Origin of the sequence: Xanthomonas arboricola pv. populi (assembly GCF_002939945.1) — a bacterium.
Lineage (GTDB): Bacteria > Pseudomonadota > Gammaproteobacteria > Xanthomonadales > Xanthomonadaceae > Xanthomonas > Xanthomonas arboricola_A.
The window spans coordinates 465,492-491,657 of the sequence record NZ_MDEB01000003.1; the positions used below are offsets into that span (position 1 = coordinate 465,492).

22 protein-coding genes are annotated in these 26,166 nt (G+C 67.8%); 14 read left to right on the plus strand and 8 right to left on the minus strand.

What is annotated here, in order from left to right:
- The first annotated feature begins 30 nt into the window (after positions 1 to 30).
- The 6 genes from leuS to XaplCFBP3123_RS11515 all read left to right on the plus strand — a co-directional run bounded on the left by leuS (position 31) and on the right by XaplCFBP3123_RS11515 (position 7,420).
- Positions 31 to 2,673, plus strand: a complete 2,643-nt coding sequence (leuS, locus tag XaplCFBP3123_RS11490; RefSeq protein ID WP_104534142.1) for a leucine--tRNA ligase — start codon at positions 31 to 33, stop codon at positions 2,671 to 2,673.
- A gap of 412 nt (positions 2,674 to 3,085) precedes the next feature.
- Positions 3,086 to 3,727 (plus strand): LPS assembly lipoprotein LptE, encoded by a 642-nt coding sequence (gene lptE / locus XaplCFBP3123_RS11495; RefSeq protein ID WP_104534143.1) that lies wholly within the window; start codon positions 3,086 to 3,088, stop codon positions 3,725 to 3,727.
- A gap of 185 nt (positions 3,728 to 3,912) precedes the next feature.
- Entirely contained in the window at positions 3,913 to 4,941 is a 1,029-nt protein-coding gene (gene holA / locus XaplCFBP3123_RS11500) for a DNA polymerase III subunit delta (protein ID WP_104534144.1), read from the plus strand.
- Entirely contained in the window at positions 4,938 to 5,825 is an 888-nt protein-coding gene (nadD, locus tag XaplCFBP3123_RS11505; RefSeq protein WP_172453209.1) for a nicotinate-nucleotide adenylyltransferase, read from the plus strand. The genes holA and nadD overlap by 4 nt, the downstream gene beginning before the upstream one ends.
- A 57-nt stretch (positions 5,826 to 5,882) precedes the next feature.
- Positions 5,883 to 6,293, plus strand: a complete 411-nt coding sequence (rsfS, locus tag XaplCFBP3123_RS11510) for a ribosome silencing factor (protein WP_024939731.1) — start codon at positions 5,883 to 5,885, stop codon at positions 6,291 to 6,293.
- Positions 6,294 to 6,304: 11 nt separating this feature from the next.
- Positions 6,305 to 7,420, plus strand: a complete 1,116-nt coding sequence (locus XaplCFBP3123_RS11515; protein WP_104534145.1) for a J domain-containing protein — start codon at positions 6,305 to 6,307, stop codon at positions 7,418 to 7,420.
- 219 nt (positions 7,421 to 7,639) lie between these two features.
- Here XaplCFBP3123_RS11515 and XaplCFBP3123_RS11520 read toward each other — a convergent pair whose 3' ends face one another.
- Positions 7,640 to 9,181, minus strand: coding sequence for an alkaline phosphatase PhoX (locus XaplCFBP3123_RS11520; RefSeq protein WP_104534146.1), 1,542 nt, complete (start codon positions 9,179 to 9,181; stop codon positions 7,640 to 7,642).
- A 121-nt stretch (positions 9,182 to 9,302) separates the two neighbouring features.
- Here XaplCFBP3123_RS11520 and rlmH point away from each other — a divergent pair, with 121 nt between their 5' ends.
- A complete protein-coding gene (gene rlmH, locus XaplCFBP3123_RS11525) occupies positions 9,303 to 9,773 on the plus strand; it encodes a 23S rRNA (pseudouridine(1915)-N(3))-methyltransferase RlmH (RefSeq protein ID WP_104534260.1) in 471 nt (156 codons plus the stop codon).
- A gap of 237 nt (positions 9,774 to 10,010) precedes the next feature.
- Here the strand turns inward: rlmH and XaplCFBP3123_RS11530 are convergent, their stop codons facing one another.
- Positions 10,011 to 10,619, minus strand: coding sequence for an energy transducer TonB (locus XaplCFBP3123_RS11530; protein ID WP_429001626.1), 609 nt, complete (start codon positions 10,617 to 10,619; stop codon positions 10,011 to 10,013).
- On the opposite strand from XaplCFBP3123_RS11530, the gene XaplCFBP3123_RS21695 reads away from it, so the two are divergent.
- The gene (locus XaplCFBP3123_RS21695) at positions 10,507 to 10,746 is read left to right on the plus strand and encodes a hypothetical protein (protein WP_253254194.1); all 240 of its coding nucleotides are present in this window, start codon (positions 10,507 to 10,509) and stop codon (positions 10,744 to 10,746) included. The genes XaplCFBP3123_RS11530 and XaplCFBP3123_RS21695 overlap by 113 nt on opposite strands.
- Before the next feature lie 237 nt (positions 10,747 to 10,983).
- Here XaplCFBP3123_RS21695 and XaplCFBP3123_RS11535 read toward each other — a convergent pair whose 3' ends face one another.
- Entirely contained in the window at positions 10,984 to 11,718 is a 735-nt protein-coding gene (locus XaplCFBP3123_RS11535; RefSeq protein WP_104534261.1) for an SIMPL domain-containing protein, read from the minus strand.
- 122 nt (positions 11,719 to 11,840) lie between these two features.
- Between XaplCFBP3123_RS11535 and XaplCFBP3123_RS11540 the strand changes: the two genes are divergently transcribed.
- From XaplCFBP3123_RS11540 to XaplCFBP3123_RS11550, 3 genes are all read left to right on the plus strand, one after another.
- Positions 11,841 to 12,413, plus strand: a complete 573-nt coding sequence (locus XaplCFBP3123_RS11540) for a Maf-like protein (RefSeq protein WP_104534148.1) — start codon at positions 11,841 to 11,843, stop codon at positions 12,411 to 12,413.
- On the plus strand, positions 12,413 to 13,912 hold the full coding sequence (gene rng, locus XaplCFBP3123_RS11545; RefSeq protein ID WP_104534149.1) for a ribonuclease G: 1,500 nt from the start codon (positions 12,413 to 12,415) through the stop codon (positions 13,910 to 13,912). Before XaplCFBP3123_RS11540 ends, rng begins: the two co-directional genes overlap by 1 nt.
- Positions 13,913 to 14,081: 169 nt before the next feature.
- Positions 14,082 to 18,008 carry a YhdP family protein gene (locus XaplCFBP3123_RS11550; protein ID WP_104534150.1) on the plus strand — a complete coding sequence of 1,309 codons (3,927 nt, stop codon included), beginning with the start codon at positions 14,082 to 14,084 and terminating at the stop codon, positions 18,006 to 18,008.
- A 111-nt stretch (positions 18,009 to 18,119) separates the two neighbouring features.
- On the opposite strand, the gene XaplCFBP3123_RS11555 is transcribed toward XaplCFBP3123_RS11550, so the two are convergent.
- Positions 18,120 to 18,875, minus strand: coding sequence for a DUF6065 family protein (locus XaplCFBP3123_RS11555; RefSeq protein WP_104534151.1), 756 nt, complete (start codon positions 18,873 to 18,875; stop codon positions 18,120 to 18,122).
- Between the two features lie 99 nt (positions 18,876 to 18,974).
- Between XaplCFBP3123_RS11555 and tldD the strand changes: the two genes are divergently transcribed.
- Positions 18,975 to 20,420 carry a metalloprotease TldD gene (tldD, locus tag XaplCFBP3123_RS11560; RefSeq protein WP_104534152.1) on the plus strand — a complete coding sequence of 482 codons (1,446 nt, stop codon included), beginning with the start codon at positions 18,975 to 18,977 and terminating at the stop codon, positions 20,418 to 20,420.
- A gap of 151 nt (positions 20,421 to 20,571) precedes the next feature.
- On the opposite strand, the gene yjgA is transcribed toward tldD, so the two are convergent.
- A complete protein-coding gene (gene yjgA / locus XaplCFBP3123_RS11565; RefSeq protein WP_104534153.1) occupies positions 20,572 to 21,153 on the minus strand; it encodes a ribosome biogenesis factor YjgA in 582 nt (193 codons plus the stop codon).
- 107 nt (positions 21,154 to 21,260) lie between these two features.
- On the opposite strand from yjgA, the gene pmbA reads away from it, so the two are divergent.
- Both pmbA and XaplCFBP3123_RS11575 read left to right on the plus strand, forming a co-directional pair.
- On the plus strand, positions 21,261 to 22,628 hold the full coding sequence (gene pmbA, locus XaplCFBP3123_RS11570; RefSeq protein ID WP_104534154.1) for a metalloprotease PmbA: 1,368 nt from the start codon (positions 21,261 to 21,263) through the stop codon (positions 22,626 to 22,628).
- Between the two features lie 90 nt (positions 22,629 to 22,718).
- A complete protein-coding gene (locus tag XaplCFBP3123_RS11575; RefSeq protein ID WP_172453210.1) occupies positions 22,719 to 23,183 on the plus strand; it encodes a DUF4870 domain-containing protein in 465 nt (154 codons plus the stop codon).
- Between the two features lie 70 nt (positions 23,184 to 23,253).
- On the opposite strand, the gene XaplCFBP3123_RS11580 is transcribed toward XaplCFBP3123_RS11575, so the two are convergent.
- The 3 genes from XaplCFBP3123_RS11580 to XaplCFBP3123_RS11590 all read right to left on the minus strand — a co-directional run bounded on the left by XaplCFBP3123_RS11580 (position 23,254) and on the right by XaplCFBP3123_RS11590 (position 26,146).
- On the minus strand, positions 23,254 to 24,342 hold the full coding sequence (locus tag XaplCFBP3123_RS11580) for a M35 family metallo-endopeptidase (RefSeq protein WP_104534155.1): 1,089 nt from the start codon (positions 24,340 to 24,342) through the stop codon (positions 23,254 to 23,256).
- 663 nt (positions 24,343 to 25,005) lie between these two features.
- Positions 25,006 to 25,881, minus strand: a complete 876-nt coding sequence (locus tag XaplCFBP3123_RS11585) for a polyprenyl synthetase family protein (RefSeq protein WP_104534156.1) — start codon at positions 25,879 to 25,881, stop codon at positions 25,006 to 25,008.
- 1 nt (position 25,882) lies between these two features.
- Entirely contained in the window at positions 25,883 to 26,146 is a 264-nt protein-coding gene (locus XaplCFBP3123_RS11590) for an exodeoxyribonuclease VII small subunit (protein ID WP_104534157.1), read from the minus strand.
- Positions 26,147 to 26,166: the final 20 nt, after the last annotated feature.

Genomic DNA, 26,166 nt, shown 5'->3' on the forward strand with positions numbered 1-26,166 from the left:
CGCTTTGCACCGCCCGAGCATCCGCTCCCAATGTCCACCGTCGAACCGAACGCCTACGACCCGCAGCAGGTCGAAACCTCCGCCCAGCAGTTCTGGGATGCCGCCCGCGCCTTTCAGGTCGACGAAACTTCGGACAAACCGAAGTTCTATTGCCTGTCGATGCTGCCGTACCCGTCCGGTGCGCTGCACATGGGCCATGTGCGCAACTACACCATCTCCGATGTGGTCAGCCGCTACAAGCGCATGACCGGCCACAACGTGCTGCAGCCGATGGGCTGGGATGCGTTCGGATTGCCGGCGGAAAACGCGGCGATCAAGAACAAGACCGCGCCGGCCAAGTGGACCTACGCCAACATCGACCACATGCGCGGCCAGCTCAAATCGCTGGGCTATGCGATCGACTGGTCGCGCGAGTTCGCCACCTGCACGCCCGAGTACTACGTGCACGAGCAGCGCATGTTCACCCGGCTGATGCGCAAGGGCCTGGCCTATCGCCGCAACGCGGTGGTGAACTGGGACCCGATCGATCAGACCGTGCTGGCCAACGAGCAGGTCATCGACGGCCGCGGCTGGCGCTCCGGCGCGCTGGTGGAAAAACGCGAGATCCCGCAGTGGTTCCTGCGCATTACCGACTATGCGCAGGAACTGCTCGACGGCCTGGACCAGCTGGACGGCTGGCCGGACTCGGTCAAGACCATGCAGCGCAACTGGATCGGCCGCTCGGAAGGGCTGGAGATCCAGTTCGACGTGCGCGATACCGACGGTGCTGCGCTGGACCCGCTGCGCGTGTTCACCACCCGGCCGGATACGCTGATGGGCGTGACCTTCGTATCGATCGCCGCCGAGCATCCGCTGGCGTTGCATGCGGCCAGGTCCAACCCCGAGCTGGCGGCGCTGCTGGAAACGCTCAAGCACGGCGGCGTCTCCGAAGCCGAGCTGGAAACCCAGGAAAAACGCGGCATGGCCACCGGCCTGACCGCGGTGCATCCGATCAGCGGCGAGCAGGTGCCGGTGTGGGTGGCCAACTTCGTGCTGATGGGCTACGGCACCGGCGCGGTGATGGCGGTGCCCGGCCACGACCAGCGCGATTTCGAGTTCGCCAACAAGTACACGCTGCCGATCGTGCAGGTGGTCAAGCTGCGCGAGCCGCGCAACGACGACGAGCAGAGCTGGGACGCCACCCAATGGCGCGACTGGTACATCGACAAGAGCCGCCCGCTGGAGCTGATCAATTCGGCCGAGTTCGACGGCCTGGATTTCGGTGGCGCCTTCGAGGCATTGGCCGAGCGCTTCGAGCGCAAGGGCCAGGGCCAGCGCCGGGTCAACTACCGCCTGCGCGACTGGGGCGTCAGCCGCCAGCGCTACTGGGGCTGCCCGATCCCGGTGATCTATTGCGCCAAGTGCGGCGCGGTGCCGGTGCCGGAAGACCAGCTGCCGGTGGTGCTGCCGGAGAACGTGGAATTTGCCGGCACCGGTTCGCCGATCAAGACCGACCCGACCTGGCGCCAGACCACCTGCCCGGACTGCGGCGGCGCGGCCGAGCGCGAGACCGACACCTTCGACACCTTCATGGAGTCGAGCTGGTACGTGGCGCGCTACACCAGCCCCAACGCACGCGACATGGTCGACCGCCGCGCCAACTACTGGATGCCGGCCGACCTGTACGTGGGCGGCATCGAGCACGCGATCCTGCACCTGATGTACTTCCGCTTCTATCACAAGCTCATGCGCGACGCGCGGCTGGTGGACAGCGACGAGCCGGTGACCAACCTGCTCACCCAGGGCATGGTCATCGCCGACACCTTCTATCGCGATGCCGACAACGGCGGCAAGGACTGGATCAACCCGGCCGATGTCGAGATCCAGCGCGACGAGCGCGGCCGCGTCACCGGCGCGGTGCTGATCGCCGATGGCCAGCCGGTGCACATCGGCGGCACCGAGAAGATGTCCAAGTCCAAGAACAACGGCGTGGACCCGCAGTCGATGGTGGCCAAGTACGGCGCCGACACGGTGCGGCTGTTCTCGATGTTCGCCGCACCGCCGGAGCAGTCGCTGGAATGGAACGAGGCCGGCGTCGATGGCATGGCGCGCTTCATGCGCCGGCTGTGGGTGCAGGTGCACAAGCATGTGGGCGAGGGCGCTGCCGCCGCACTGGATGCCGCCGCGCTGAGCGCCGAGCAGAAGGCGATCCGCCGCAAGACCCACGAAACCATCGGCAAGGTCAGCGACGACTACGGCCGCCGCCACAGCTTCAACACCGCGATTGCCGCGGTGATGGAGCTGTCCAACGCGCTGGCCAAGTTCGACGATGCCAGCGCCCAGGGCCGTGCGGTGCGCCAGGAAGCCCTGGAAGCGATGGTGCTGCTGCTCAACCCGATCACCCCGCACGCCAGCCACGCCTTGTGGCAGGTGCTGGGCCGCGGCGAGACGCTGCTGGAAGATGTCGCGTTTCCGCAGGTGGATGCCGCCGCGCTGGTGCGCGACGCGCTGACCCTGGCGGTGCAGATCAACGGCAAGCTGCGCGGCACCATCGAGGTCGCTGCCGATGTCGGGCGCGAGCAGATCGAAGCGCTGGCCCAGGCCGAGCCGAACGCGGCCAAGTTCCTGGACGGCCTGAGCGTGCGCAAGATCATCATCGTGCCCGGCAAGATCGTGAATATCGTGGCGGGCTGATCGTTGCTGAGCGGTCGGGTCGCCATTGCCGATCCGGGCAGGTTCCCGGAGCGGCGTGGCCACCCGGTGCAAGCTCGCTGCGGCGGTTTTGGCACTGTGTGGCATTGGCGCGTGGTGCTGCGCCGGTAGGGTTGCCGCAGCGGTGTTTGGCAAATCACTACATCGGCGCAGCGCGACGCGCGGGTGAGGTTTCCGCGATGGTTCCTGGCAGTTCATTGCAATGGCGCATGGCGATGCGCAGGTGAGATTGCCGGGGTGGCTTGTGGTCATTCATTTCACTGGCGCGTGGCGACGCGTTTGTCATTCCTGGGCGCCGCGTTTTTTCGCGGCGCCCTCTCAAGCCCCGTTCACGCGGCGTCGGGCAGGCTAGCCGCCTGTTGCCGCCGCCGGGGCGCTCATCCAGACTGTGCCCATGATTCGATTTCCTACTGCCTTCGCTGCGTCCCTCGTGCTCGTCTCGAGCCTCACCGCCTGCGGCTTCCATCTGCGCAACTCGCTGGCGCTGCCGCCGGATACGCCTGCGGTGAAGGTGCAGTCCGCGGTGCAGTACAGCGAGCTGGCCAAGTTGCTGCGGCGTGGCCTCAAGGCCGCCGGCGCCACCCTGGCCGACGAAGATGCCAAGACCGGCTTTGCGCAGGTGCAGGTGTTGTCCGAGCGTTGGGGCGATCTGCCGATCGCCATCGACAGCCAGGGCCGCGCGCAGGAATACAGCCTGCGCTATGCCGCCATCTTCACCGTCACCACCGCCAACGGCTCGGTGCTGGTGCCGCAGCAGGTGATCGAGCTGTCGCGCGACTACGTGTCGCCACCGGTGGATGCCACCGGTACTGCCACCGAGCGCGAGATCCTCGCCAACGAATTGCGCAAGGACATGTCGGCCTCGATCCTGCGGCGCATCGACAGCGTCGTGCGTGCGCGTGTGGAGCGGGGCGAGACGCTGGAAAGCACGCCCAGCGCGCCGCTGCAGCCGGCTCCCACACCGCCGGTGCAGCCGTCCACGCCGGAATCGAGCGTGCCGGCGGCGCTGCCGCCCGCTTCTTCGTCGAATAACTGAGCAGCTGGTGATCAGCCCGTCCGCGTATCTGCCGGGCAACCGCGCCCGGTGTCCGGAATTGGCTTGCGCCAGGCGCATGTCGCGCTTGCTGCGCGGTGACCATGCCCCGACGATCGCTGCCGACGCTGTCTTGTGCGTGACGGTGCAGTGGCGCGTGCCTTCGTAGTCATGGAACTTACGTAGTCATGGAACTTCGCCCAGAACAGCTCGCCGGCCAGTCCAACCAGCCGCTGCAGCCTGTCTACCTGATCGCCGGTCCGGAGACCTTGCGCGTGCTGGAAGCAGCCGATGCGGTGCGCGCACGCGCGCGTGCCGAAGGCATCAGCGAGCGCGAGGTCTTCGATGCCGATGGGCGGGAGTTCGACTGGAACCAGCTGGATGCGACCTTCAACGCGCCCAGTCTGTTCAGTCCGCGCCGGCTGGTGGAAGTGCGCCTGCCCAGCGGCAAGCCGGGCAAGGACGGCGCCGAGGTCATCACCCGCTTCTGCGCCAACCCGCCGCCGGATGTGGTGCTGCTGATCACCGCCAACGACTGGAGCAAGGCGCACCAGGGCAAATGGGCCGATGCGATCGGCCGCATCGGCACCATTTCGGTGGCCTGGGCGATCAAGCCACACGAGCTCTCCGACTGGATCGAGCGCCGCCTGCGTAGCCACGGCCTGCGTGCCGACGCTGCGGCGGTGCAGCGCCTGAGCGAGCGGGTGGAAGGCAACCTGCTGGCCGCCGCGCAGGAAATCGACAAGCTGGTGCTGCTGGCCGATGGCAAGGTGCTGGACCTGGAGGCGATGGAGTCGCTGGTCGCCGATGCCGCGCGCTACGACGTGTTCCGCCTGGCCGAAACCACCTTTTCCGGGCAGCCGGCCGCAGCGATCCGCATGCTCGCCGGCCTGCGCGCCGAAGGCGAGGCGGTGGCTGCGCTGATGCCGATCCTGATCAAGGAACTGCTGCGCACCGCGTCCCTGGCCAAAGTGCAGGCCAACGGCGGCAACCTCGCTGCCGAAATGAAGGCGCAAGGCCTGTGGGAATCGCGCCAGGCGCCGTTCAAGCGCGCGCTGCAACGGCATCCCGAACCACGCCGCTGGGAGCGCTTCGTCGCCGAAGCCTCGCGGGTCGATCGCATGGCCAAGGGCCGCGCCGACGGCGACCCCTGGGTCGGCCTGGAACGCCTGCTGGTGGCCGTGGCCGAAGCCCGCGCGGTGAGATTGCTGGCGTGAACGCCGGCGATGCCGCCACCGCAGACCGCGCCTATGCCAACAGCGACGCGCGCTCCCTTTCCCGACATACCGCAACACCCGGCCAGGCCGCAGATGCGGCCATCCCCGGCAGCGCGGCTCCCACCTCGCCGCCCCCCGATCCCCGGCCCGCCGCGCCAGACCCTCGCTCTTCCGATTCCCGATTCCCGATTCCCGATTCCCGGCCTCACCCCGATTCCCAGCTCCATCTCTACTACGGCGGCACCTTCGATCCGATCCACCTGGGCCACCTCGCCATCGCCTGCGCCGCGCGCGACGAACTGGGCGCGCGGGTGCATCTGGTACCGGCCGCCGACCCACCGCACCGCCCCGCGCCCGGCGCCACCGCCGCGCAGCGCGCGCGCATGCTGGAGCTGGCGCTGGCCGACACGCCCGGGCTGGCGCTGGACACCCGCGAACTGCGCCGCGCCGGCCAGGGGCGCGCGCCGTCCTACACCGTCGATACCTTGCGCGAACTACGCGCCGAACTCGGCCCCACGACACCGATCGCCTGGCTGCTCGGTGCCGATGCCTTCGTCGGGCTGAGCAGCTGGCATCACTGGCAGGTCTTGTTCGAGTTGGCGCATTTCGTCATCGCCGCACGTTCGGGCACGACGCTGGACCTGGCCGCCGCGCCGCAGCTCGCCGCAGCGGTGCAGGACCGCTGGGCCGCCAAGGCGGGCGACCTGGCTATCTCGCCAGCAGGCCGCCTGTGGTCGCTGCAGCAGCCATTGCGCGGCGAATCGGCCAGCGCCGTGCGTGCGCGCATCGCCGGCGGCGGCGACTGGCAGGCGCTGGTGCCGGCGTCGGTGGCGGCCTTCATCGTGCACGAAGGCCTGTACGGCGATGCGCTGCCGACTCGCTGAACACGCAGCCGGCCGGACCGGCCTATAATTCACGCCAATTCCATCGAGTTACCCGCTTTGACCACCCAAGCCCAAGTCATCAAGACCTCCATCCCGAATCCGCCGCCGTCCGTGCCGGCCCTGCTGGCCACCGTGCGCGAGGCCGTGGAGGAGCTGAAAGCCAAGGACGTGGTCGAGATCGATGTGCGCGGCAAGTCCAGCGTCTGCGATTACATGGTGGTCGCCTCGGGTACCTCGACCCGCCACGTGAAGTCGATCGCCGAAGAAGTGGTCAAGTTCGCCAAGCGTCTTGATGTCATGCCGCTGGGCGTGGAAGGCGAGCGCGAGGCCGAGTGGGTGCTGGTGGACCTGGGCGATGTGGTGGTGCATGTGATGCTGCCGCGCGTGCGTGAGTTCTATGCACTGGAGCGCCTGTGGACAGTGGGCGACCAGCGTCCGGACGACGCGGACGCCGACCCCGAAGAGTGAGTGAGCCGGGCATGCCGCGCAATGCCCGACCCCCGACCGATGCGCCTGCCGCGCAGGCGCTGCAACAGCTGCGCAGCCAGGCCGGGCAACCGTCCGGCGCGCCGCTGTCGCCGGCACGCAAGCGCTTCGACCGCCTGCTGCGCGACCTGGAACGGCATCGCGCCGACCTGCAGGCCTGGCACCTCGCACGTTCGCAATGGCGCGAGCGTTACCACGCCCAATTGCAGCCCTTGCTCGAGCAGCGCCGCGCGGCCGACATTGCGCTGGTCGAAGCGCTCGACCGCGCGCATGCCACGGTCAAGTTGGGCAAAATCGATCGCGCCTTCCTGTCCGAGTTGCTGTGCGATATCGCCGCCCCGCTGATCGAGGCCGGCCACGAGGCACTACGCCCGATTTACGATCGCCACAGCGCCGTCGGTTACGACCAGGAAGTGGCCGAATCCGATGCGCTGATGAAGCAGATCCTCGGCCAGGCCTATGGCCTGGATGCCGATGAACTGGACGGCATCGATTCGCCCGAAGAACTCTTCGAACGCGTCAGCGAGCGGCTCGAGCAGGAGCGCGTGCAACAACAGCAACGCCACACGCAACGGCGCAAGCGTGCCGAGCAAAAGGCGGTGGTGGAAAATGCCGAGCCGCCTCCGTTGCGCGAGCTGTATCGCAAGCTGGCCGGTAATCTGCATCCGGACCGCGCCACGGACGCCGACGACCACGCTGCGCGCACCATCCTGATGCAGCGGCTCAACGCGGCCTACAAGGCCGGCGATCTGCTGGGCCTGCTCGAACTGCAGGCCGAGATCGGCCTGATGGACGCACGAGGCGTGGATGCGATGAGCGCCGCGCGCCTGCAGGACTATAACCGCGAGCTGGGCAGGCAGTGCAGGCAGTTGCAGCAGCAGCTACAGCAGCAGTCGGACGAGTTTTGCGCCGAATACGGGCTGGAGCTGCCGTCGCGCCCCAAGCCGGAGCGACTGGGCCGGTTGATGGCCCAGCTCAAGCGCGAGCTCGAAGACGACCTGATGGAGGCGCACCGGGGCTTGCGTGAGCTGGAAGATCCGCAATCGCTCAAGCGCTGGTTGAAGCTGCAGCGCGCCATGTCGGGCGCGCACGACGCCACCTGGTTCTGATCACGGTCTGAGCGTCGTTGTCAGCTTGCACACGCGACATTGCGGGTGCGCGCGCGTGCTTTGCGCAGTCTCGGTTGGACACGTTGCCAGTCGTGCAATCGAGACGCATGCACGCACGGCGTTCGCTAGCGGCAGGGCAACACTGCCGAACGGATGCCGGTCCGTTCGACAGCAGTGGCCGTGGCCCTTTTTTATAACGGCCAGCTTATAGTCGCAGGCTCACAACGGCCCACGCTCCCACGGCCCGGTGATCGCCAGCGTGATGCCCGGCGTCTGGATGTTGACGAACAAGGTGCGCGCCAGCGGGTCCCAGCAGGCGCCGCAGAACTCGCTATCGCGGTAATCGCCCTCGGCAATGGTCTTGCCGGCATCGGCGATCTGCTGTGAGGTGAGCTGCACGTTGTTCTTGGCCAGATAGAACGATTCGCCGGCGCGCGTCAGTCCGAGCAGTCGCGCGCCGGGGCCGTAGTCGTCCGGACTCTCGCCGCCGTCTTCGCACAGCACCAAGCCGCCGCGCGCGCTGACGGTGACGTTGTCCGGGTTGTGCGCGGCCAGCTGATTGCCGCTGACGAACAGCGCGCTCAGGCGCTGCGTGAACAGGTCCAGCACCCACACCGAGCCATTGCCGTAACCACGGCGGCCCTGCGCATCCACGCCGGTGCTGGTGTCGACGATGAAGAGTTTGCCGTAGCTGTACCAGATGCCTTCGCCACGGCTCATGCGCAGCGCGCCGTCTGCCCAGGCCTGCGCAAACGGCCCGCTCAGGGTGTCGTTGGCGCCGATGTCCGGGAATCCGGTCGGTGCCGCAATGCTGTCCAGATCGGGCTCGGCAATGTCCACCCATTCCAGCTGGAACTGCTGGCCGATGCTGGCGACGGTGAGATCGGCATTGCGCCGCCCGCGCACGCGTGCGGCCTGCAGCCGGCCACCGTTTTCCAGCGAGCCATTACGGCCACGGCGGTCGTTGGGAATGAAGCGATACAGCCCGGCCTTGTTGCGATCGTCTTCGGTGAGATAGACGATGCCGGTGCGCGGATCGATCGCCACCGCCTCATGGCTGAAGCGGCCCAGTCCGACCAGCGGCCGGCCGGTGGTGCGCTGGCTGTCCGGGTCCACTTCGAACACGTAGCCGTGCTTGCGGCCGGTGCTGGACACCGCGTTGGTCTTGATCTCCTCGCAACTCAACCAGGTGCCCCACGGCGTCGGGCCGCCGGCGCAGTTGACCAGCGTGCCGCCCAGGCTGGGCTCCAGGCTGCCCCAGCCGCGGCGGCCGTAACTTAAAGTGGTGGTGCCGCCCCCGGCTGGTTGGGTGCCGCTGACGATGCCGGTGTCGTACATCGCCGGCGCGCGGAACGGCGTGGCCGCACCGCGTTCGTGGTTGCGGATCAGCACATAGTCCAGGCCGCGCAGCGGATCGCTGCCCGGACGCCAGTCGGGCCGACGCAGGCCGACCACGGCCATGCCGTCATGGCGGTCGGGGCAGGGCTGCCCATCGTCCATGCGATCGCCGCTCCAGCCGAACGAGCGGTAGCTGAAACCGCGCGGCAACTGCAGCAACGGCAGCCCGGTGCTCTGGTCGGCGACCGGCGCGAGCGGACCATACCGGCTGGGGACCGGGGCAAGCTGCAGCGGCGGCGAGGCGCTGTTGGCGGCCTGGGCCTGGCGCGATTGCAGTGCGCTCAAACTGCCAAGCGCACCGGCGGCCATCACGGCGGCGCTGCCCTTGAGCACCTGGCGGCGGGCGGGATCGAAAATCGGCATCGAACGACTCCTGCGGGCTGGGTAGTGCGCCGACGCTAGAAGCCCGCTGTAACCGCACCATGACACCGGTGCGATCGACCCGGTTCCGATGCCCAAGCTGTGACGCGGATATCATATGGTCATGAAATGCCGACTTATCGCTACCGGCGAGCGCGCACCGGCCTGGGTGGCGCAGGGCTTTGCCGAATATCAGAAACGTCTGTCGCACTGGATGCCGCTGGAGCTGGTCGAGATCGAGCCCGGCTTGCGCGGCAAAGGGCGCGACGCGCAACGTGCGATCGACGACGAAGGCCGCCGCGTGCTTGCCGCGTTGCCCAAGAACGCCTACGTGGTTGCGCTGGATATCCCGGGCCGCCCGCTCAGTTCGGAACAGCTGGCCCAACGCATGGAGCACTGGCGCGGGCAGGGCCGCGATCTGGCGTTTTTGATCGGCGGCCCCGAAGGTCACGCCGCCAATGTGTTGAAAACCGCCAGCGAAAGCTGGTCGATCGGCCCGCTGACCCTGCCGCACATGCTGGTGCGCCTGATCGTCGCCGAGCAGCTGTATCGCGCTGCGGCGATGCTGGCCAATCATCCGTATCACCGCGCGTAAGTGGCATGCGCGATTGCAGTGATCCGCGCGTAGCCGCTGCGCTTTCGAGATGGGTGTGCGGGCAAGTAGCCGGGCGCACCCTCAACCCAATCCGCGAGACCGCACGTCGTCGTGTGCACGCAAGGCGCAATGCATTGCTGCGCATGCAACAGCTGAAACCGTGGCCTCGCAGTAGCCGGCTGCGCGACGCTCGACGCTGCGGCGCCCGGGCATCCGGGTCGCCGCAGGGACGACGCATCAGTTCAACGAAAAACTCACCGGCACCAGGCCATATGCCTGCACGGCCTGGCCGTTCTGCATCGCCGGCTGGAAGCGCCAGTTGCGCAGCACCTGGCTGCGTGCCGCCAGATCGAGCGCACGATGACCGCTGCTGGTCTGCACGCTCACCTCGGCCGGGCGGCCATCGGTGCCGACCAGCACGCGCAGCACCACCGTGCCCTGCTGTCCGGCACGCAATGCCGCCACCGGGTAACTCGGCGCCGGCGAGCTCAGATACTGCAGCTGGCCTGCCTCGACCGGGCCGCTGGGTGCGGCCATCGCCGGCGCGCTGTCAGACACCGTATCCGAGACCGCGGGTAAGGCGAGTGGTGCGTTGTCGACCACGGCCGGCTGACTGACCACCGGGGTCTGTACCTGCACCGGCACGGTGGTCGGTGGTGTGTGCGTTGTCTGCGGCGTGAACTCCACCACAATCGGGAACACCGGTGGCGGCGGTGTCTCGATGGTGATGGGCATGACCCAGCGTTCTTTCGGTGCGGGCTGTTGCGGAATTGCTCGGTACGAGAGCGGTATCAACAACAGCCCGCCGGCCAGCAAGTGCAAGGCCACCGCCGTGCTCATCGCCAGAACGCGCGAGGTGTCGATGCCTGTGGATCGGGAAGAAACCTGCGATTGCGTGCGAACCATCATCCACCTCCTCAACGGAACTGCGGAAAGGAACTGCGCGGCCCGGACGCGCGACACCATCCGGTAGCGTAGGTTTACCGCGACCTTTGCACCGACACAAGTGATTTCGATGCGCGGGAGGTCGGCTGGCGGACTCGCCCCGCTCGCATCGATCCGCACACATTGGTCGGCGTGGCAGGCTCGTGTGCGGAAGGGGGGGGAAGCTGTCATCGCAAGGCGAGGCACCAGAACGTCGGTTGCCCAACAAAAAACTGCCCTCGAAGAGGGCAGTCTGGAGAGCAAACCCGACGCGATCGCGATCCGGTCAGCGACCCAACTCGAACGTCACATCCAGGTTGATCGACAAGGTGCTCTCGCCCGGGGCGACCTGGGTGTCCATTTCGGCCTTGGCCGAGCGCATCGAGGCGGCCATCATCATCGGGCGCGCGCCGCCGCCGCTGCGGCCTTCGGAGATGCTGACGATGCGACGCACCTTCAGGCCCAGCGACTTGGCGTAGGTGTCGGCGCGGGCCTGGGCCTTCTTCAAGGCGGCCACGCGGGCTTCGTCATACGCGGGTTCGGGCTGGTCGACTGAGAAGCTGGGGCCGTTGATGTCGTTGGCGCCCTGGGCGACCAGCGCGTCCAGTACCTTGCCCAGGCGCGAGATGTCGCGGACCTTGAGGCTGACCGTGTTGCTGGCCTGGTAGCCATTGATCCTGGGCGCTTCGTTTTCTTTGTAGGTGTACTGCGGGCTGAGGTTGATGCCGGTGGTCTGCACGTCCTTGTCGGCGATGCCGGCGGCCTTGATCGCGGTCATGACCTTGCTCATCTGCTCGGCATTCTGGCGCATGGCGGCGTTGCCGTCGGCAGCCTGGGTGACCACGCCGGCCGACAGCGTGGCGATGTCCGGGATGCGCTTGGCGTCCGCCTCGGCCGACACGTGGAGCAGGGTGCCGTCGTTGGGAATGGTGTAGCTCGGAGCGGTCTGGGCGTGGGCGGTCATGGCGGTTCCGGCAGCGATGGACAGGGCCAGCAACAACGGTGTGAGGGTGGTACGCATGAGATCTCCTTGTCTGTACTGCGAGCGTGTTGCGGGTTCGATGAACATGTTGTGAGTCGGACGCGACCACTGCCGCCCGGATCGGCAAGCGGGCGGGGAGGAGCAACAGGTATGCTGGAGGGATGCTCTATCTCGCCTCCCGGTCGCCGCGCCGACAAGAACTGCTGCAACGCCTGGATGTGCCTTTCCAGACCCTGCAACTGGACGTGCCCGAACTGCGCACCGCCGACGAATCGCCTGCGCAGTACGTGCAGCGCGTGGCGCTGGACAAGGCGCGTGCCGGCCTGGCGCAGGTGCAGGCCGGCGACCCCGATGCGATCGTGCTTGGCTCCGATACCGAGGTGGTGCTGGGCGAGCGGGTATTCGGCAAGCCGGTCGATGCGCACGATGCGATCGCCATGCTGAGCCTGCTGTCCGGGCGTACCCACCAGGTACTCACGGCCGTGGTTCTAGTCTGCGCACACCGCGCGCCGGTGCAGGCCTTGGTGGTGTCGGAGGTGACCTTCGCCACGCTCGATGCTGCGCAGATCGCCGCTTACGTGGCGTGCGGCGAGCCGATGGGCAAGGCCGGTGCCTATGCGATTCAAGGCCGCGCCGAACGTTTCATCAGCCATCTGTCCGGCAGCTATTCCGGCGTGATGGGATTGCCGCTGTTTCACACCTCGCAGTTGCTCACAGCCCTCGGAGCGCATTGATGTCGGAAGAGATCCTGGTCAACGTCACCCCACGCGAAACCCGCGTCGCGGTGATCGAGAACGGCATGCTGCAGGAGCTGCATATCGAGCGCGGCTGGCGTCGGGGCGTGGTCGGAAACATCTACAAGGGCAAGGTGCAGCGGGTGATGCCGGGCATGCAGGCGGCCTTTGTCGAGCTGGGTCTGGAGCGCGCCGCGTTCCTGCACGCCAACGACGTGGTGCGTCCGGCGCCGGCACCGGCCAGCGTGGTCGATACCGAAGAGACGCCGATTCCGCCGCCGCCGGCGGCCTCGGTGCCGATCGTGGAGCTGCTGCGCGACGGCCAGGACATCGTGGTGCAGGTGGTCAAGGACCCGATCGGCACCAAGGGCGCGCGGCTGACCACGCAGATCAGCATCCCTTCGCGCTACCTGGTGCTGCTGCCGCAATCCAAGATCGTCGGGGTGTCGGCGCGGATCGAGGACGAGGCCGAGCGGCTGCGCCTGAAGACCATCGTCAGCGAGGTCTCGGCCCAGCACGGCGGCTTCGGCTACATCATCCGCACCAACGCCGAAGGCCAGCCGGCCGAGGCGCTGGCCGAGGACATCGCCTACCTGTCGCGGGTCTGGAACGTGGTCGAGCGACGCGGCCGCGAGGCGCCGCCGTGCAGCATCATCTACGAGGACCTGAGCCTGCCGTTGCGTGCGGTGCGCGATCTGATCCGCCGCGACGTGGAAAAGGTCAAGGTCGACTCCAACGAGACCTTCGTGCAGCTGCAGGCATTCGTGGCCAAGTACATGCCGGTGCTGGCCGAGCGGCTGGAGCTGTACACCGGCGACCGGCCGATCTTCGACCTGTACGGGGTCGAGGACGAGATCGGGCGCGCGTTGAACAAGCAGGTGCCGCTCAAGTCCGGCGGCTATCTGGTGATCGACCAGACCGAGGCGATGACCACCATCGACGTCAACACCGGTTCGTTCGTCGGCCAGCGCAATCTCGAGGAAACCGTGTTCCGCACCAACCTGGAAGCTGCGCAGGCGGTGGCGCGGCAGCTGCGGCTGCGCAACCTGGGCGGCATCATCATCATCGACTTCATCGACATGGACGACGCCGAACACCGCCGCCAGGTGCTGCGCACGCTGGAAAAGGCACTGGCGCGCGATCATGCCAAGACCACCGTGTACGAATTCTCGCCGCTGGGCCTGGTGGAGATGACCCGCAAGCGCACTGTCGAAAGCCTGGAGCGGCAGTTGTCGGAAACCTGCGGCCAGTGCAGCGGGCGCGGCACCATCAAGACCGCCGAGACGGTGACCTACGAGATCTTCCGCGAGATCACCCGCGCGGTACGCCAGTTCGATGCCGCGCGGCTGCTGGTGATCGCCTCGTCGAAGGTCGTCGCCCGCATCACCGATGAAGAATCGGCGGCCGTGGCCGAGCTGGAGGAATTCCTCGGCAAGAGCATCCGCTTCCAGTCCGACGACCAGTATCTGCAGGAGCAGTTCGATGTGGTGCTGCTGTGAGGCGGGGAATGGAGCGTCGGGAATCGGGAATGGGGGTGGAGCGAAAGGCGCTCTGCGGGGTGCCGGTGACATCTTTAGAATGGCGGCGCGCGCGGATGGATGATCGTGCGCGCGGCGCGGTTTGTGCTCCTGCGATTCCCTATTCCCTATTCACCATTCCCCGCCGTTAATGCCCACCCCGCTGCGCCGCCGTCTCCGCCTGTTTCGCCGCTATGCGATCACCGCCACTGCGCTTGCGCTGGTGGCGATCGCGTTGTTGGTGGGGGCGGCCAGCCAGGCGTTGCCGTTGGCCGAGCAGCGGCCGCAGCAGATCGCTGCGTGGCTGAGCCAGCGCGCCGGCCAACCGATCGCCTTCGATCGCCTGCAGACCGAATGGACCCGGCGCGGCCCGCTGTTGCGGCTGGATGGCTTGCGGATTGGCCCGCATGGCGAGGTGCGCGTGGGCCAGGCCGAAATCCTGCTGGCGATGTACGCCGGCCTGTTGCCGGGCCACTCGCTGACCGAGGTGCGTCTGCGTGGCCTGGCGCTGACGCTGCAACGTAGCGACGATGGCGTGTGGTCGGTGCAGGGCCTGCCTGCCGGGCGGCATTCGGACCCGTTGGAATCGCTGCGCCGCCTCGGCGAGATCCAGGTGGCAGAGGCGCGCCTGCGCGTGGCCGCACCGTCGATCGGCGTGGATACCAGGCTGCCGCGCATCGACCTGCGCCTGCGCGTCAACGGCTCGACGGTGAACGTCGGCAGCCGCGCCTGGATCGACCTGCAGCGCGCACCGTTGACCACGGTGATCACGTTCGATCGCGACAGCGGCGACGGCAGCGCATACGCGCAAGCCGACCCGGCCGATCTGGCCGCATGGGCGTCGTTGCTGCAGTTCGGCGGCATGCGCGTGGACGGCGGTGGCGGACGCCTGCAGGCCTGGGCGCAACTGCGCGCGCGCCGGATCACCGCGGTCACCGTGGATGCCGATCTGCAGCAACTGCGATTGTCCGGCGCGGCATTGCCCGACGAAGCCGCACGCCGCACGTTGGTGTGGGAGCGGCTGCAGGCGCGCGCGCGCTGGCAGACCATCGACGGCGGTTGGCGGATGGATGCGCCGCTGCTGCGGTTGGGCCAGGCGGCCCGGCTGCAGCGGCTGGACGGGCTGAGCATTGCCGGCGGGCGGCGTTATGCGGTGGTGGGCAAACAGGTCGATGTTTCCGGCCTGATCGCGGCGGCGGCATTGAGCGAGCAACTATCGCCTGGCTTGCGGCGCTGGCTGAGCCTGTCCAGACCGCAGTTGCGCCTGGCCGATCTGCAGATCGCAGGCGAGCAGGGCGGGGCGGTGCGGGCGCAGGGCCGGATCGAGGAGCTGGGCTTTCTTCCGGTGGGCAACGCGCCAGGCATCAGCGGCCTGCGTGGCCGGATCGATGGCGATGCGCAGGCGATTGAGCTCGACCCCGCACCGGATGCCACGCTGCGCTTCGACTGGCCGAGCGGTTTCGGAGTGGTGCACGAGCTGCAGCTGGCCGGCGGGATCGTGGGCTGGCGCGATGGCGCCGGCTGGCAGGTCGCCACGCCGGCGCTGCGCGTGCAGGCCAAGGACTACGGCGCCACTGTGCGCGGCGGGCTGTGGTTCCAGAACGATGGCAGCCGCCCGCGCATCCAGCTGGCCACGCAACTGGACGATGTCGCCCTGCCGGTGGCGCGCAAGTTCTGGATCCGCTCCAAGATGAGCAAGGCGGCCATCGACTGGCTGGACACGGCGGTCGCCGGCGGCGTGATCACCGGCGGCACCGGCCTGGTCAGCGGCGATCTGGACGACTGGCCGTTCGACAACAACGACGGCCGGTTCGAAGCGTTCGGCCAGATCCGCGACGGCGTGATCCCGTTCAATCCGGACTGGCCGGCGATGGAGCAGGTACAGGCCGATCTACGCTTCATCGGCAACGGATTTTCCCTTAAGGGCAAGGGCGAGCTGGCCGGTGCGCCGATCGCGCGCCTGGAGGCCGGCATTCCCAGCTTCGCCACCTCCGAGCTCTACGTGCGCGCCTCCACCCAGGCCGACGCTGCGCAGCTGTTGGGCATGCTGCGCAAGAGCCCGCTGGAGCAGCGCTATGGCGATACCTTGCGCAACCTCGTGGTGTCCGGCCCGGCAGCGGTGACTTTCGATCTGCTGCGCCCGCTACGCAGCAAGGGCGTGGGCGGGCATCTGCAAGGCACGGTGGCGCTGCAGGGCGCCAGGCTGGCCGATGCGCGCTGGGACCTGGCCTTCGACCAGGTCAGCGGGCAGGCCGAATACCGCGACACCGGTTTTGCCGCCGAGCGCTTGAGCGTGCAGCACCAGGGCCGTAGCGGCGAGTTGTCCTTGCGTGCCGGTGGCTTCGTGCAGGACCCCACGCAGGCATTGGAGGCGCGCTTCGGCGCCACCCTGGATGCCAAGGAACTGTTCGATCGTGCGCCGCAGATGGAATGGCTGCGCCCCTACGTGCATGGCAGCGCACCCTGGCAGGTGGGCGTGGATGTACCGCTGCCGACGCCCGGGCAAGCCGACCCGCAGGCGCTGTTGACGCTGCGCTCGCAGCTGGTCGGCACCACCCTGGATCTGCCCGCGCCGTTGGACAAGGCGGCAACCCAGCCGCTGGATACGCAGGTCAAGGTGGCCTTGCCGGTGGGCGATGGCGATATCGATGTGGCCTTCGGCAAGCTGGTCGCGCTCAAGGCCAGCAGCCAGGGCGACCAGACCGGCGTGCGCGTGGTGATGGGCACCGACACGGTCACAGAGCGTCCGCCGGCCAACGGCCTGGTGGTCACCGGCCGCACCGCCTCGCTGGATGCGATCGACTGGATCAGCCTGGCGCGCGGCAGCAGCGCGCCGGACACGCCGCCACTGCCGGGCCAGCCGGCAACGCCGAAGAAGGACGCGGTGCCGCTGCAACAGGTGGATGTGCAGGCCGACAGGTTGCTGATGATCGGCGGCGTATTTCCGCAGACGCGCCTGCGCCTGCGGCCGACCCGCGACGCGGTGGCGGTGACCCTGGACGGCCCATCGCTGGCCGGCCAGCTCAGCGTGCCCAATGCCGATGGCGCCGCCGTGCAGGGCAAGCTGAGCACGGTGCACTGGCAGCCGGTGGCCGCACCGCCCGAACCGGTTGTGCCCGAGCCGGGCGATCCGCTGGCCGGTGCGTTGCCGGAGCCGGCGCGCCGCGCGGTGGCCGAATTCGACCCGGTCTCGATCCCGCCGCTGTCGCTGGACATCGACGACCTGCAGGTCGGCAAGATGACCCTGGGCGCGGCCACCCTGCGCAGCAGCCGGTTGACCGACGGCATGCAGGTGGATCAGCTGCAACTGCGCTCCAACGACCAGAACATCGGCCTGACCGGTGCCTGGCGCGGCAAGGGCGATTCCGCCAGCACCCGGCTGTCGGCGCGGGTGAACAGCCGCAATCTCGGCAACCTGCTGCAGAACCTCACCCTGGGCGGCCAGCTGCGCGGCGGCGAAGGCCAGCTGGAACTCAATGCCGGCTGGCAGGGCTCGCCGACCGGGTTTGCGCTCGGTTCGCTGGATGGCGATCTCAAGATCGACGTGCGCAACGGCCAGCTGCTGGAAGTGGACCCTGGCGCCGGCCGCGTGCTCGGCCTGCTCAGCGTGGCGCAGCTGCCACGCCGGCTGATGTTCGACTTCCGCGATTTCTTCTCCAAGGGGCTGGCCTTCAACAAGCTGGACGGCCAGGTGCGCTTCGGCGACGGCTTCGCACGCACCGATGCGATCCGCATCGAAGGCCCGGCCGCCGACATCGCCATCCGTGGGCAGACCGACCTGCGCGCGCAGACCTTCGACCAGACCGTGGACGTGAACCCCAAGGCCGGCAATCTGCTCACGGTGGTTGGCGCGGTGGCCGGCGGTCCGGTCGGTGCGGCGGTGGGCGCGGCCGCCAATGCGGTGCTCGGCAAACCGTTGGGCGCGATCGGCGCCAAGACCTATCACGTCACCGGGCCGTGGAAGGATCCCCAGGTGGACGTGGTGGAACGCGACGTGCGCGAACGTGCGCCCAGCGCGCCGCCTGCAGCGGGCGCGCCAACGGCGGCTTCAGGCACGCCCGGCCGGTCGCCACGCTGACGCGCTCAATTGCGTGCGCGCTACCGGGTATTGGTGCCGAGTCGTCTCGGGGCTCTCAAGCCTTGCGGCGAGTCGATCGAACCCGGCACGCGCGCCGACGCATTCATGCACTCAGTCGACCGGACTGTCGCCGTCGCCATCGGCGCGCGCGAACATCGGCAGACGCAGGCGCGAGCGGTGCTCCTGCACCGGCGCCTGGTTGGCGCCGGCGACGCCGCGGAAATAGCCGCGCTGCCATTTCTCGCGCGCCGCGGCCGATTGCGCATCCGGCAGTTCCTGCAGAAACTGCGTGCGGCTGCGCGTCCACTCGGCATGCTGCCGGGCCAGTTGCGGCGCCTCGGACAAGGGCTTCCACTGCGGCTGCACCTGTTCGATCAGCTGTCGCGGCAGCGGGAACAGATGGCAGAACGGCTCACCGGCCGCGAAGCGCACCCGCCCGGGCCGGGTGAACTTCCAGTTCATGGTGAAGGTGTACGGGCTCCAGTCGGTTTCGACCATCCCGCTCAGGGCGCCGATGCCGTCCTTGGGCCGGTTCAGCGGCCCGGTGACGAATAGATCCATGCCGGTATCGGTACGAAACAGGCAGGGCACGTGGAAGGTCAGCACGCCGTAGCCGAAGTGGCTGATCGCCGGTGATGCGGTGCCTGCATCGGCGCCGATCCGGATCGCGTCCAGGTCGTCGCGCCCGTCCCAGCTGGCCTCGAAACCGGCCTGGCACAGCAGCTCCCAGCCATGCGCATTGGCGATCGCCAGCGGCAGGCAGCGGTAGGCATAACGCTGGTCGGTGGCGTCCATCCAGTCGCGCTCGTGCGGGGCGGGGCGGATGTCCAGCGTATGGCCATCCAGGACGTGGGCAGTGAGCTTCATGCGCGGGCCTCGGCGTGGCGATGGGCCCGCGATGATAGCCGTGCCGCATGTTCAGCCGAACGACTTGTCTCCCCGGCGCGCGGGCCCCATCCTGACCGCATGACCGATAACGCTCTCACTCTGGCCGAAACCCGGCTGTTGCTTCCTTCCGGCCTGGACACCGGCCATCTCGACCGCACCTTCGGCGCCCTGCTGGGCCCGGGCATCGACTTCGGCGACCTGTACTTCCAGCATTCGCGACGCGAGAGCTGGAGCGTGGAAGACGGCATCGTCAAGGACGGTGCGCATTCCATCGAACAAGGCGTGGGCGTGCGCGCGATTGCCGGCGAGAAGACCGGCTTCGCGTATTCCGACGATATCCAGCGCGACGCCTTGCTGGAGGCGGCGCAGTCCGCACGCGCGATCTCGCGCGAGGGCGGCGCGCAATCCACCCGTTCGCTGGTGCGCGGCAACGGCCGCGCGCTGTACCCGGCCACCGACCCGATCGACGACATGGACAGCGCGACCAAGGTCGAGTTGTTGCGCCGTATCGACCAATACGTGCGCGCGGCCGACCCGCGCGTCAAGCAGGTGATGGTGAGCCTGTCCGGCGGTGTGGACACGGTGCTGATCGCGCGCAGCGACGGCGTGCTGGCCGCCGACGTGCGCCCGCTGGTGCGCTTGAACGTGCAGGTGATCGTCGAACAGGGCGGACGCCGCGAGTCCGGCTACTCCGGCGGCGGCGGCCGTTACGGCTATGCCGAACTGTTCGCCGATGGCCGCCCGGAAGGCTTCGCCCGCGAAGCGCTGCGTCAGGCGCTGGTCAATCTGGATGCGATTCCGGCACCGGCCGGCGTGATGCCGGTGGTGCTCGGCCCGGGCTGGCCCGGCGTGCTGCTGCACGAAGCGGTGGGGCATGGCCTGGAAGGCGACTTCAATCGCAAGGGCACCAGCGTCTACGCCGGCCGCATCGGCGAGCGCGTGGCCTCGCCGGGCGTGACCATCGTCGATGACGGCACCCTGGATGGCCGTCGCGGCTCGCTCAATATCGACGACGAGGGCACGTCCACCCAGTGCACCACGCTGATCGAAGACGGCGTGCTGGTCGGCTACATGCAGGACACCCACAACGCGCGCCTGATGGGCGTGGCGCCGACCGGCAACGGCCGGCGCGAATCGTTCGCGCACCTGACCATGCCGCGCATGACCAACACCTACATGCGCGCCGGGCAGCACGATCCGCAGGAGATGATCCGCTCGGTGAAAAAGGGCATCTATGCGGTCAACTTCGGCGGCGGCCAGGTCGACATCACCAGCGGCAAGTACGTGTTCTCGGCCACCGAGGCCTACCTGATCGAAGACGGCAAGGTCACCGCGCCGGTCAAGGGCGCCACGTTGATCGGCAACGGCCCGGAGACCATGCAGAAGGTGCGCATGATCGGCAATGACCTGGCGCTGGACGAAGGCGTGGGCGTGTGCGGCAAGGACGGGCAGAGCGTGCCGGTCGGCGTCGGTCAGCCGTCGCTGTTGATCGACGGCATCACCGTTGGCGGAACGCAGGCCTGAGATGCGGGGAATCGGGAATCGGGATTCGGGAATCGCAACAGCGGGATGCGCGGGGCGTGACGGGTTCCGCTTGGATGGATCCGGGAGCCGGGATTTGGGATTGGCAACGGCCGGGATGGCCGTTGCGGGGCTGGATGGACCAGTCAGGCCCTCATTCGTCGCTTTCCGAAGCCGGTTCGCCGTCTTCCAATCCCGAATCCCCACTCTCCAATCCCTGCTCCTGAGACAACTCGCGCAATACCTGGAACAGCTCGCGGTAGGCGCGCGGCGGCTTGTTCTTGGCTCGCTCGTGGATGGCGTTGCGCACCAGTTGACGCAATTGCTGGCGGTCGGCGGCCGGGTAGGCTTCCAACAGCTCGGCCAGCGCCACGTCGCCTTCGGCGAGCAGGCGTTCGCGCCAGCGCTCGATGCGGTGGATCGCGGCTACTTCGCGGCGCGCGGTGTCGCTGTTGGCATCCAGCGCATCGCGGATCGCGGCCAGCGTTTGGTCGTCTTCGCGGCGCATGTGCTTGGCCAGAAACGCCAGCTGGCGCTTGTGCGCGATATGCGAGGTGATGCGCTTGCTCTCTTCGATATGCGGGATCAGCGATTCGGGCACCGGCAGCTTGGCCAGCTGCGCCGGAGTGAGCGCCACCAGCTTTTCGCCCAGGTCGAAAATTTCCAGCGCCTCGCGTCGCTGCTGGCTGCGGCTGGCGCCGCGAAATTCACCGGTGTCTTCGTCGCGTCCGCGCATTGCCAATACATCCCAAAACAGACTGATTAAAAATTCTGGCCATGCCGGCCAGCTCTTGCGTAGGAACCTCCATCAGGTCACTCGCACCATGAGACTAGGATAAAGCATTGAACGCACTCTCCTCCGAAACACGTGTCCACGACGACAGCCTGCAGCGCCTGGACGCGCTCACCGACATCGCGCAGCGCCTGCTCGAGCGCGCCCGTGCGGCCGGCGCCACCCAGGCCGAAGTGAGCTGCAGCGAAGAGCGCGGCCTGGACGTCAATGTGCGCCTGGGCGATGTGGAGACGGTGGAATCCACCCGCGACCGCGGCATCGCGGTCACCGTGTACTTCGGCAAGCGCAAGGGCAGCGCCAGCACCGCCGATCTGCAGGATTCCAGCCTGGAATCGACCGTTGCCCAGGCCTGCGCGATCGCCCGTTATACCGAAGACGACGTCGCCGCCGGCCTGGCCGACCCGGAGCTGATGGCGCGCGACTTCCCCGAGCTTGACAGCTGGCACCCGTGGGCGCTGGACGCCGACACCGCGGTGGACCTGGCGTTGGCCTGCGAGACCGCCGGGCGCGATGCCGATGCGCGCATCAGCAACTCCGATGGCGCCTCGGCCAGCACCGGGCTCAGCCTGTCGGTGTATGCCAACTCGCATGGCTTCATCGGTCGCGAGCGCGGCACCCATCATTCGATCAGCTGCGCGCTGATCGCCGGCCAGGGCGACGGCATGCAGCGCGATGGCTGGTACAGCAGCGCGCTGGCGCGCGAGGACCTGGAGGCGCCGGAAGCGATCGGCCGCCACGCCGCCGAACGCACCCTGGCGCGGCTGCAGCCACGCTCGCTGCCGACCGGCCAGCTGCCGGTGCTGTTCGCGCCGGAGGTGGCGCGCTCGCTGGTCGGGCACCTGCTCGGCGCGGTCTCCGGCGGCGCGCTGTATCGCCGCGCCAGCTTCCTGCTCGACAGTGTCGGCAGCAAGCTGTTCCCGGACTGGTTCAACATCGAAGAGCTGCCGCATCTGCGGCGCGGCCTGCGCTCGGCCGCCTTCGATGGCGAAGGCGTGGCGACGCGGCGTTCGGCACTGATCAGCGACGGCGTGCTGCAGCGCTATGTGCTGGGCAGCTACTCGGCGCGCAAGCTGGGCCTGCAGACCACCGCCAACGCCGGTGGCGTGCACAACCTGCAGGTCACGGCAAACGCGGGCGACCTGGCCTCGCTGATTGCCGGCATGTCGCGCGGCCTGCTGGTCACCGAGCTGATGGGCAACGGCGTCAATCCGGTGACCGGCGACTATTCGCGCGGTGCCGGCGGCTTCTGGATCGAGAACGGTGTGATCGCCTATCCGGTGGATGGTCTGACCATCGCCGGCAATCTGCGCGAGATGTTCGCCGGCATCGAAGCGGTCGGCAACGACGTCGATCCGCGCTCGCACGTCAAGATCGGCTCGGTGCTGCTCAACCGCATGACGGTGGCAGGCGACAGCTGAGCGCGGGTAACCAACCTGCTGCGCTCGGCGCCCGGTGGCGGTGCGCTTTGCCGCTCTCGTTTGCGGCAGTCGCCGGGAGCCACCGAGACCATGTCTTCCCGCACTGGTGGCTGGCTGAATCGTTGCTATAGTCCGCCGCACCACAACCATGCATGGGGAGACATGATGAGCGAATTCGAGTCGCACGCCGTACCGCCACCGCCGCCGATCGGGACCAGCACGCCGTCGGAGGAGCGCACCCTGGCGCTGGCCGCGCATCTGCTCGGCATCCTCACCTCCTTCATTGGCGCGTTGGTGATCTGGCTGATCAGCAAGGACGCCAGCCCGTCCAAGCCGTTCGCCAGCGATCAGGCCAAGGAAGCGTTGAACTTCCAGATCACCGTGATCATCGCCTATGTGGCTGCGGTGATCCTGACCATCGTGTCGTTCGGCATCCTGTTCTTCGTGCCGACGCTGGTATGGATCGCCAATCTGGTGTTTTGCATCCTGGCCGCGGTCAAGGCCAACAACGGCGAGCATTACCGTTATCCGTTCACGCTGCGCCTGATCAAGTAATCCGGCGCGGTGCGAACGACAAAGGCCCGGCAGCGATGCCGGGCCTTCGTCGTTTTAGGCGATGGCGCGATCAGTTCTGCGCCGGGGTGTTCTCGGCGAAGTACTCGTGACTGTCGGCATTGGCGATTGCCTGGGCCGGGTTGCTCTGCGCCAGGCTGCGTGCATCGGACTGACCGTACGCGCGGTCCTGGGTGCCGGCTATCACGGTGAAGTGGCTCATCTCATGCACCAGCGTGCCGGCCTTGGAGTCGGTACCGCGCACCGGCGCGCCCCAGAACGCGTTGCAGACGTAGATCTCATACGGCGCATTCGCATAGACGTAGGCGTAGGAGCTGTCGGTGCAATCGCAATTGACCGTGATCTGGCCGTTGTTCTGGTCCAGCGCATTGTCGATGTTGACGAAGTTGGAGGTGACCCGGCTGTAGCGCGAGGCATTGTAGGCACCAAACCAGGTGGTGTAACGCGCACCGGTGCTGCCTCCGTTGAGGTAGGTTCGCGCGTTCTGCGAGTACGTGCGGGCGGCATCGACCGCCGTGGCGATCTGGTTGGTGCGTGTGGTGCTGCAATTGAGGTAGTTGATGCCGTTGACCACCGCGGTCGGGCCGACGGCCAACTGGCGCTGCACGCCGCGGTTGACGCCGTCCAGCCACACCGTCAACGGCGCGCTGCCGGCCACCGCCGTCTTGCCATCGGCGGTCTTCAGCAGGCTGCCATCGGCCAGCGAGGCGTACCGCAGCGGCGAGCTGACGCGGATGGTGTAGTTGCCGCTGGTGGACAGGTCGTAGGCTGCAGCCAGATCGACCACGCCCTGCACGGTCTGGCCCGGCTTGAGGATGGTGAAGTCGGCCGCCTTGGGCAGGCCGCGCTTGACCAGGCGTCCGGTGTAGGGCACCGGCGCGCCATCGCGGCTCACTTCCAGGATGCCGTTGTCCAGCGATTGCAGCGGCAGCTGATAGGTCGGTACACGGGCGATCTGGCTGCCGTTGTTGGTGACGGTCACCGCGATCTTGCCCTGGTGTCGTCCGGCCTGATCGGCGACCGGCGCCAGTTCGATGGTCAACGGGACCGGGCCGCGCACGGACTGCGCCTGCGCCGATCCGAGCACGCCGACAACGGCCAACGTACCTGCTGCAAACGATGCGAGAAAAACGTTCTTCACCAGTGACTCTCCATGTGGTCGGGGGATGTCCGCGGACGCGGGCAGGTCAACCTAGGCAGAGCGAGCAAACGCAACAAGACAACCGATTGATGCTGTTTTTGGCCCGCTTGTGGTCATCCGGTGACAAAGGCGGACACCGATGGCGACAATCCAGGCGCAAATTGAGCGGCAGTTCGCGTTTTTGGATCAATCTGTAGAAATTCTTTTGTGAAAAATTAGGGGAAGAGAATTTACGTTATGTGACACAGCGCATCGCCTGCGGAGCGATGCTCTACAAACACACCGTGCGCTGGCGCACGGTGTGCGCAACGAGCGGCGGGATCGCTTGATCGGAGCGGGTATCGAAGTGCACGAGAGGGTGCGGTGCGCGTCCGCCGGGAGCGCGGTAGAGCCTGTGTCCAGTCCAGCGGTTGTCTGGGACCTTGGTCGCCGCCGTGACCGCAGGCCGCTGGCGGGTCGTCCGTCGGTCGTGCGCGGACGCAGCCCGGGGGGGGCATCTGTTGTCGGCCGGCCGGGGCGATGATCGGCGCACGCATGTCATTGCCCATGCCGGCCGATCACTGCTCGTGCGGCAATGTCTGCGCATGTCTGGCGTCTGGCGCCGGTACGAGGCTCGGCGCGGTTGTACGGCTGTACGGCCGCTCGAACGAACGCGGCGGCGCCCTAGTGTGCGCGGTCCACCGCAAACCGGCCCAGCGTCGCCAGCGTGTCGCCGGGCGGGCCGTAGGGCTGCAGGATGTCGTGCATGCGGGTGGCCAGTTCGGCCAGTTTGGCCTTGGCGCCGTCCATTCCGAGCAGGGCCGGATAGGTGGACTTGGCCTGCGCGGCGTCCTTGCCGGCGGTCTTGCCCAGCTGCGCCGAGCTCGATTCCACATCCAGGATGTCGTCGCGAACCTGGAACGCCAGGCCCAGCGCATCGGCAAACGCATCCAGGCGCTGCTGATCGTCGGCTGCTGCGGCGCCGGTCAGCGCGCCCATGCGCACGGCGGCGCGGATCAGTGCGCCGGTCTTGAGGGCGTGCATGCGCTGGAGATCGCCCAGCGATTGCAACTGGCCGGTGGCGTCGATATCCAGCGCCTGGCCGCCGCACATGCCGGCAGCGCCTGCGGCGGTGGCCAGACTCTGCAGCCAGCCGACCCGCAGTTCCGCACTGACCGGGGCCGCAGCCAATCGCTCGAAGGCGCGCGTCTGCAGCGCGTCGCCAGCCAGGATCGCAGTGGCTTCGTCGAAGGCGATATGCACGGTGGGTTGGCCGCGACGCAACGCGTCGTCGTCCATTGCCGGCAAGTCGTCGTGCACCAGCGAATAGGCGTGGATCAGCTCCACCGCCACGGCGGGCGTGTCCAGGCTGTCCTCGTCGGCGCCGAACAGCGCGCCGGTCGCATACACCAGCAGCGGACGCATGCGCTTGCCGCCGCCCAGCACCGCGTGCCGCATTGCGGCGTGCAGCCGCTGCGGCGCCAGCGCTGGGCTTGGCAGACAGGCCTCCAGGCTGCGTTCGGTGCGGCCGATCCAGTGTTCGAACAACGCCGAACTCACCTCAGCCGCCGTCCTGCGACGGCGCCTGGAAGGCTTCGGCCAGATCGGGGCGCGCGGGGTCGGTCAGCATGCGCACGCGCAGTTCGGCCTGTTCCAGCGCCTTCTGGCAGTCGCGGTACAGACCGATGCCGCGCTCGTAGGCGGTGAGCGATTGCTCCAGGCTCTGGTCGCCGACTTCCATCTTCTGCACGAGTTGCTCGAGTTCTTCCAGCGACTGTTCGAAGCGGGCGACCGGGGAGGTTTCGTTCAAGGATTTTTTGACCATCGCCAAAGTGTGCGGCGCGC

Excerpts from the sequence above, each read along its gene's own strand:
- leuS (WP_104534142.1), top strand. The coding sequence starts at position 31 with ATGTCCACCGTCGAACCGAACGCCTACGACCCGCAGCAGGTCGAAACC.
- lptE (WP_104534143.1), top strand. The coding sequence starts at position 3,086 with ATGATTCGATTTCCTACTGCCTTCGCTGCGTCCCTCGTGCTCGTCTCG.
- holA (WP_104534144.1), top strand. The coding sequence starts at position 3,913 with ATGGAACTTCGCCCAGAACAGCTCGCCGGCCAGTCCAACCAGCCGCTG.
- XaplCFBP3123_RS11515 (WP_104534145.1), top strand. The coding sequence starts at position 6,305 with ATGCCGCGCAATGCCCGACCCCCGACCGATGCGCCTGCCGCGCAGGCG.
- XaplCFBP3123_RS11520 (WP_104534146.1), bottom strand. The coding sequence starts at position 9,181 with ATGCCGATTTTCGATCCCGCCCGCCGCCAGGTGCTCAAGGGCAGCGCC.
- rlmH (WP_104534260.1), top strand. The coding sequence starts at position 9,303 with ATGAAATGCCGACTTATCGCTACCGGCGAGCGCGCACCGGCCTGGGTG.
- XaplCFBP3123_RS21695 (WP_253254194.1), top strand. The coding sequence starts at position 10,507 with ATGACCCAGCGTTCTTTCGGTGCGGGCTGTTGCGGAATTGCTCGGTAC.
- XaplCFBP3123_RS11535 (WP_104534261.1), bottom strand. The coding sequence starts at position 11,718 with ATGCGTACCACCCTCACACCGTTGTTGCTGGCCCTGTCCATCGCTGCC.
- XaplCFBP3123_RS11540 (WP_104534148.1), top strand. The coding sequence starts at position 11,841 with ATGCTCTATCTCGCCTCCCGGTCGCCGCGCCGACAAGAACTGCTGCAA.
- rng (WP_104534149.1), top strand. The coding sequence starts at position 12,413 with ATGTCGGAAGAGATCCTGGTCAACGTCACCCCACGCGAAACCCGCGTC.
- XaplCFBP3123_RS11550 (WP_104534150.1), top strand. The coding sequence starts at position 14,082 with ATGCCCACCCCGCTGCGCCGCCGTCTCCGCCTGTTTCGCCGCTATGCG.
- XaplCFBP3123_RS11555 (WP_104534151.1), bottom strand. The coding sequence starts at position 18,875 with ATGAAGCTCACTGCCCACGTCCTGGATGGCCATACGCTGGACATCCGC.
- tldD (WP_104534152.1), top strand. The coding sequence starts at position 18,975 with ATGACCGATAACGCTCTCACTCTGGCCGAAACCCGGCTGTTGCTTCCT.
- yjgA (WP_104534153.1), bottom strand. The coding sequence starts at position 21,153 with ATGCGCGGACGCGACGAAGACACCGGTGAATTTCGCGGCGCCAGCCGC.
- XaplCFBP3123_RS11575 (WP_172453210.1), top strand. The coding sequence starts at position 22,719 with ATGTCTTCCCGCACTGGTGGCTGGCTGAATCGTTGCTATAGTCCGCCG.
- XaplCFBP3123_RS11590 (WP_104534157.1), bottom strand. The coding sequence starts at position 26,146 with ATGGTCAAAAAATCCTTGAACGAAACCTCCCCGGTCGCCCGCTTCGAA.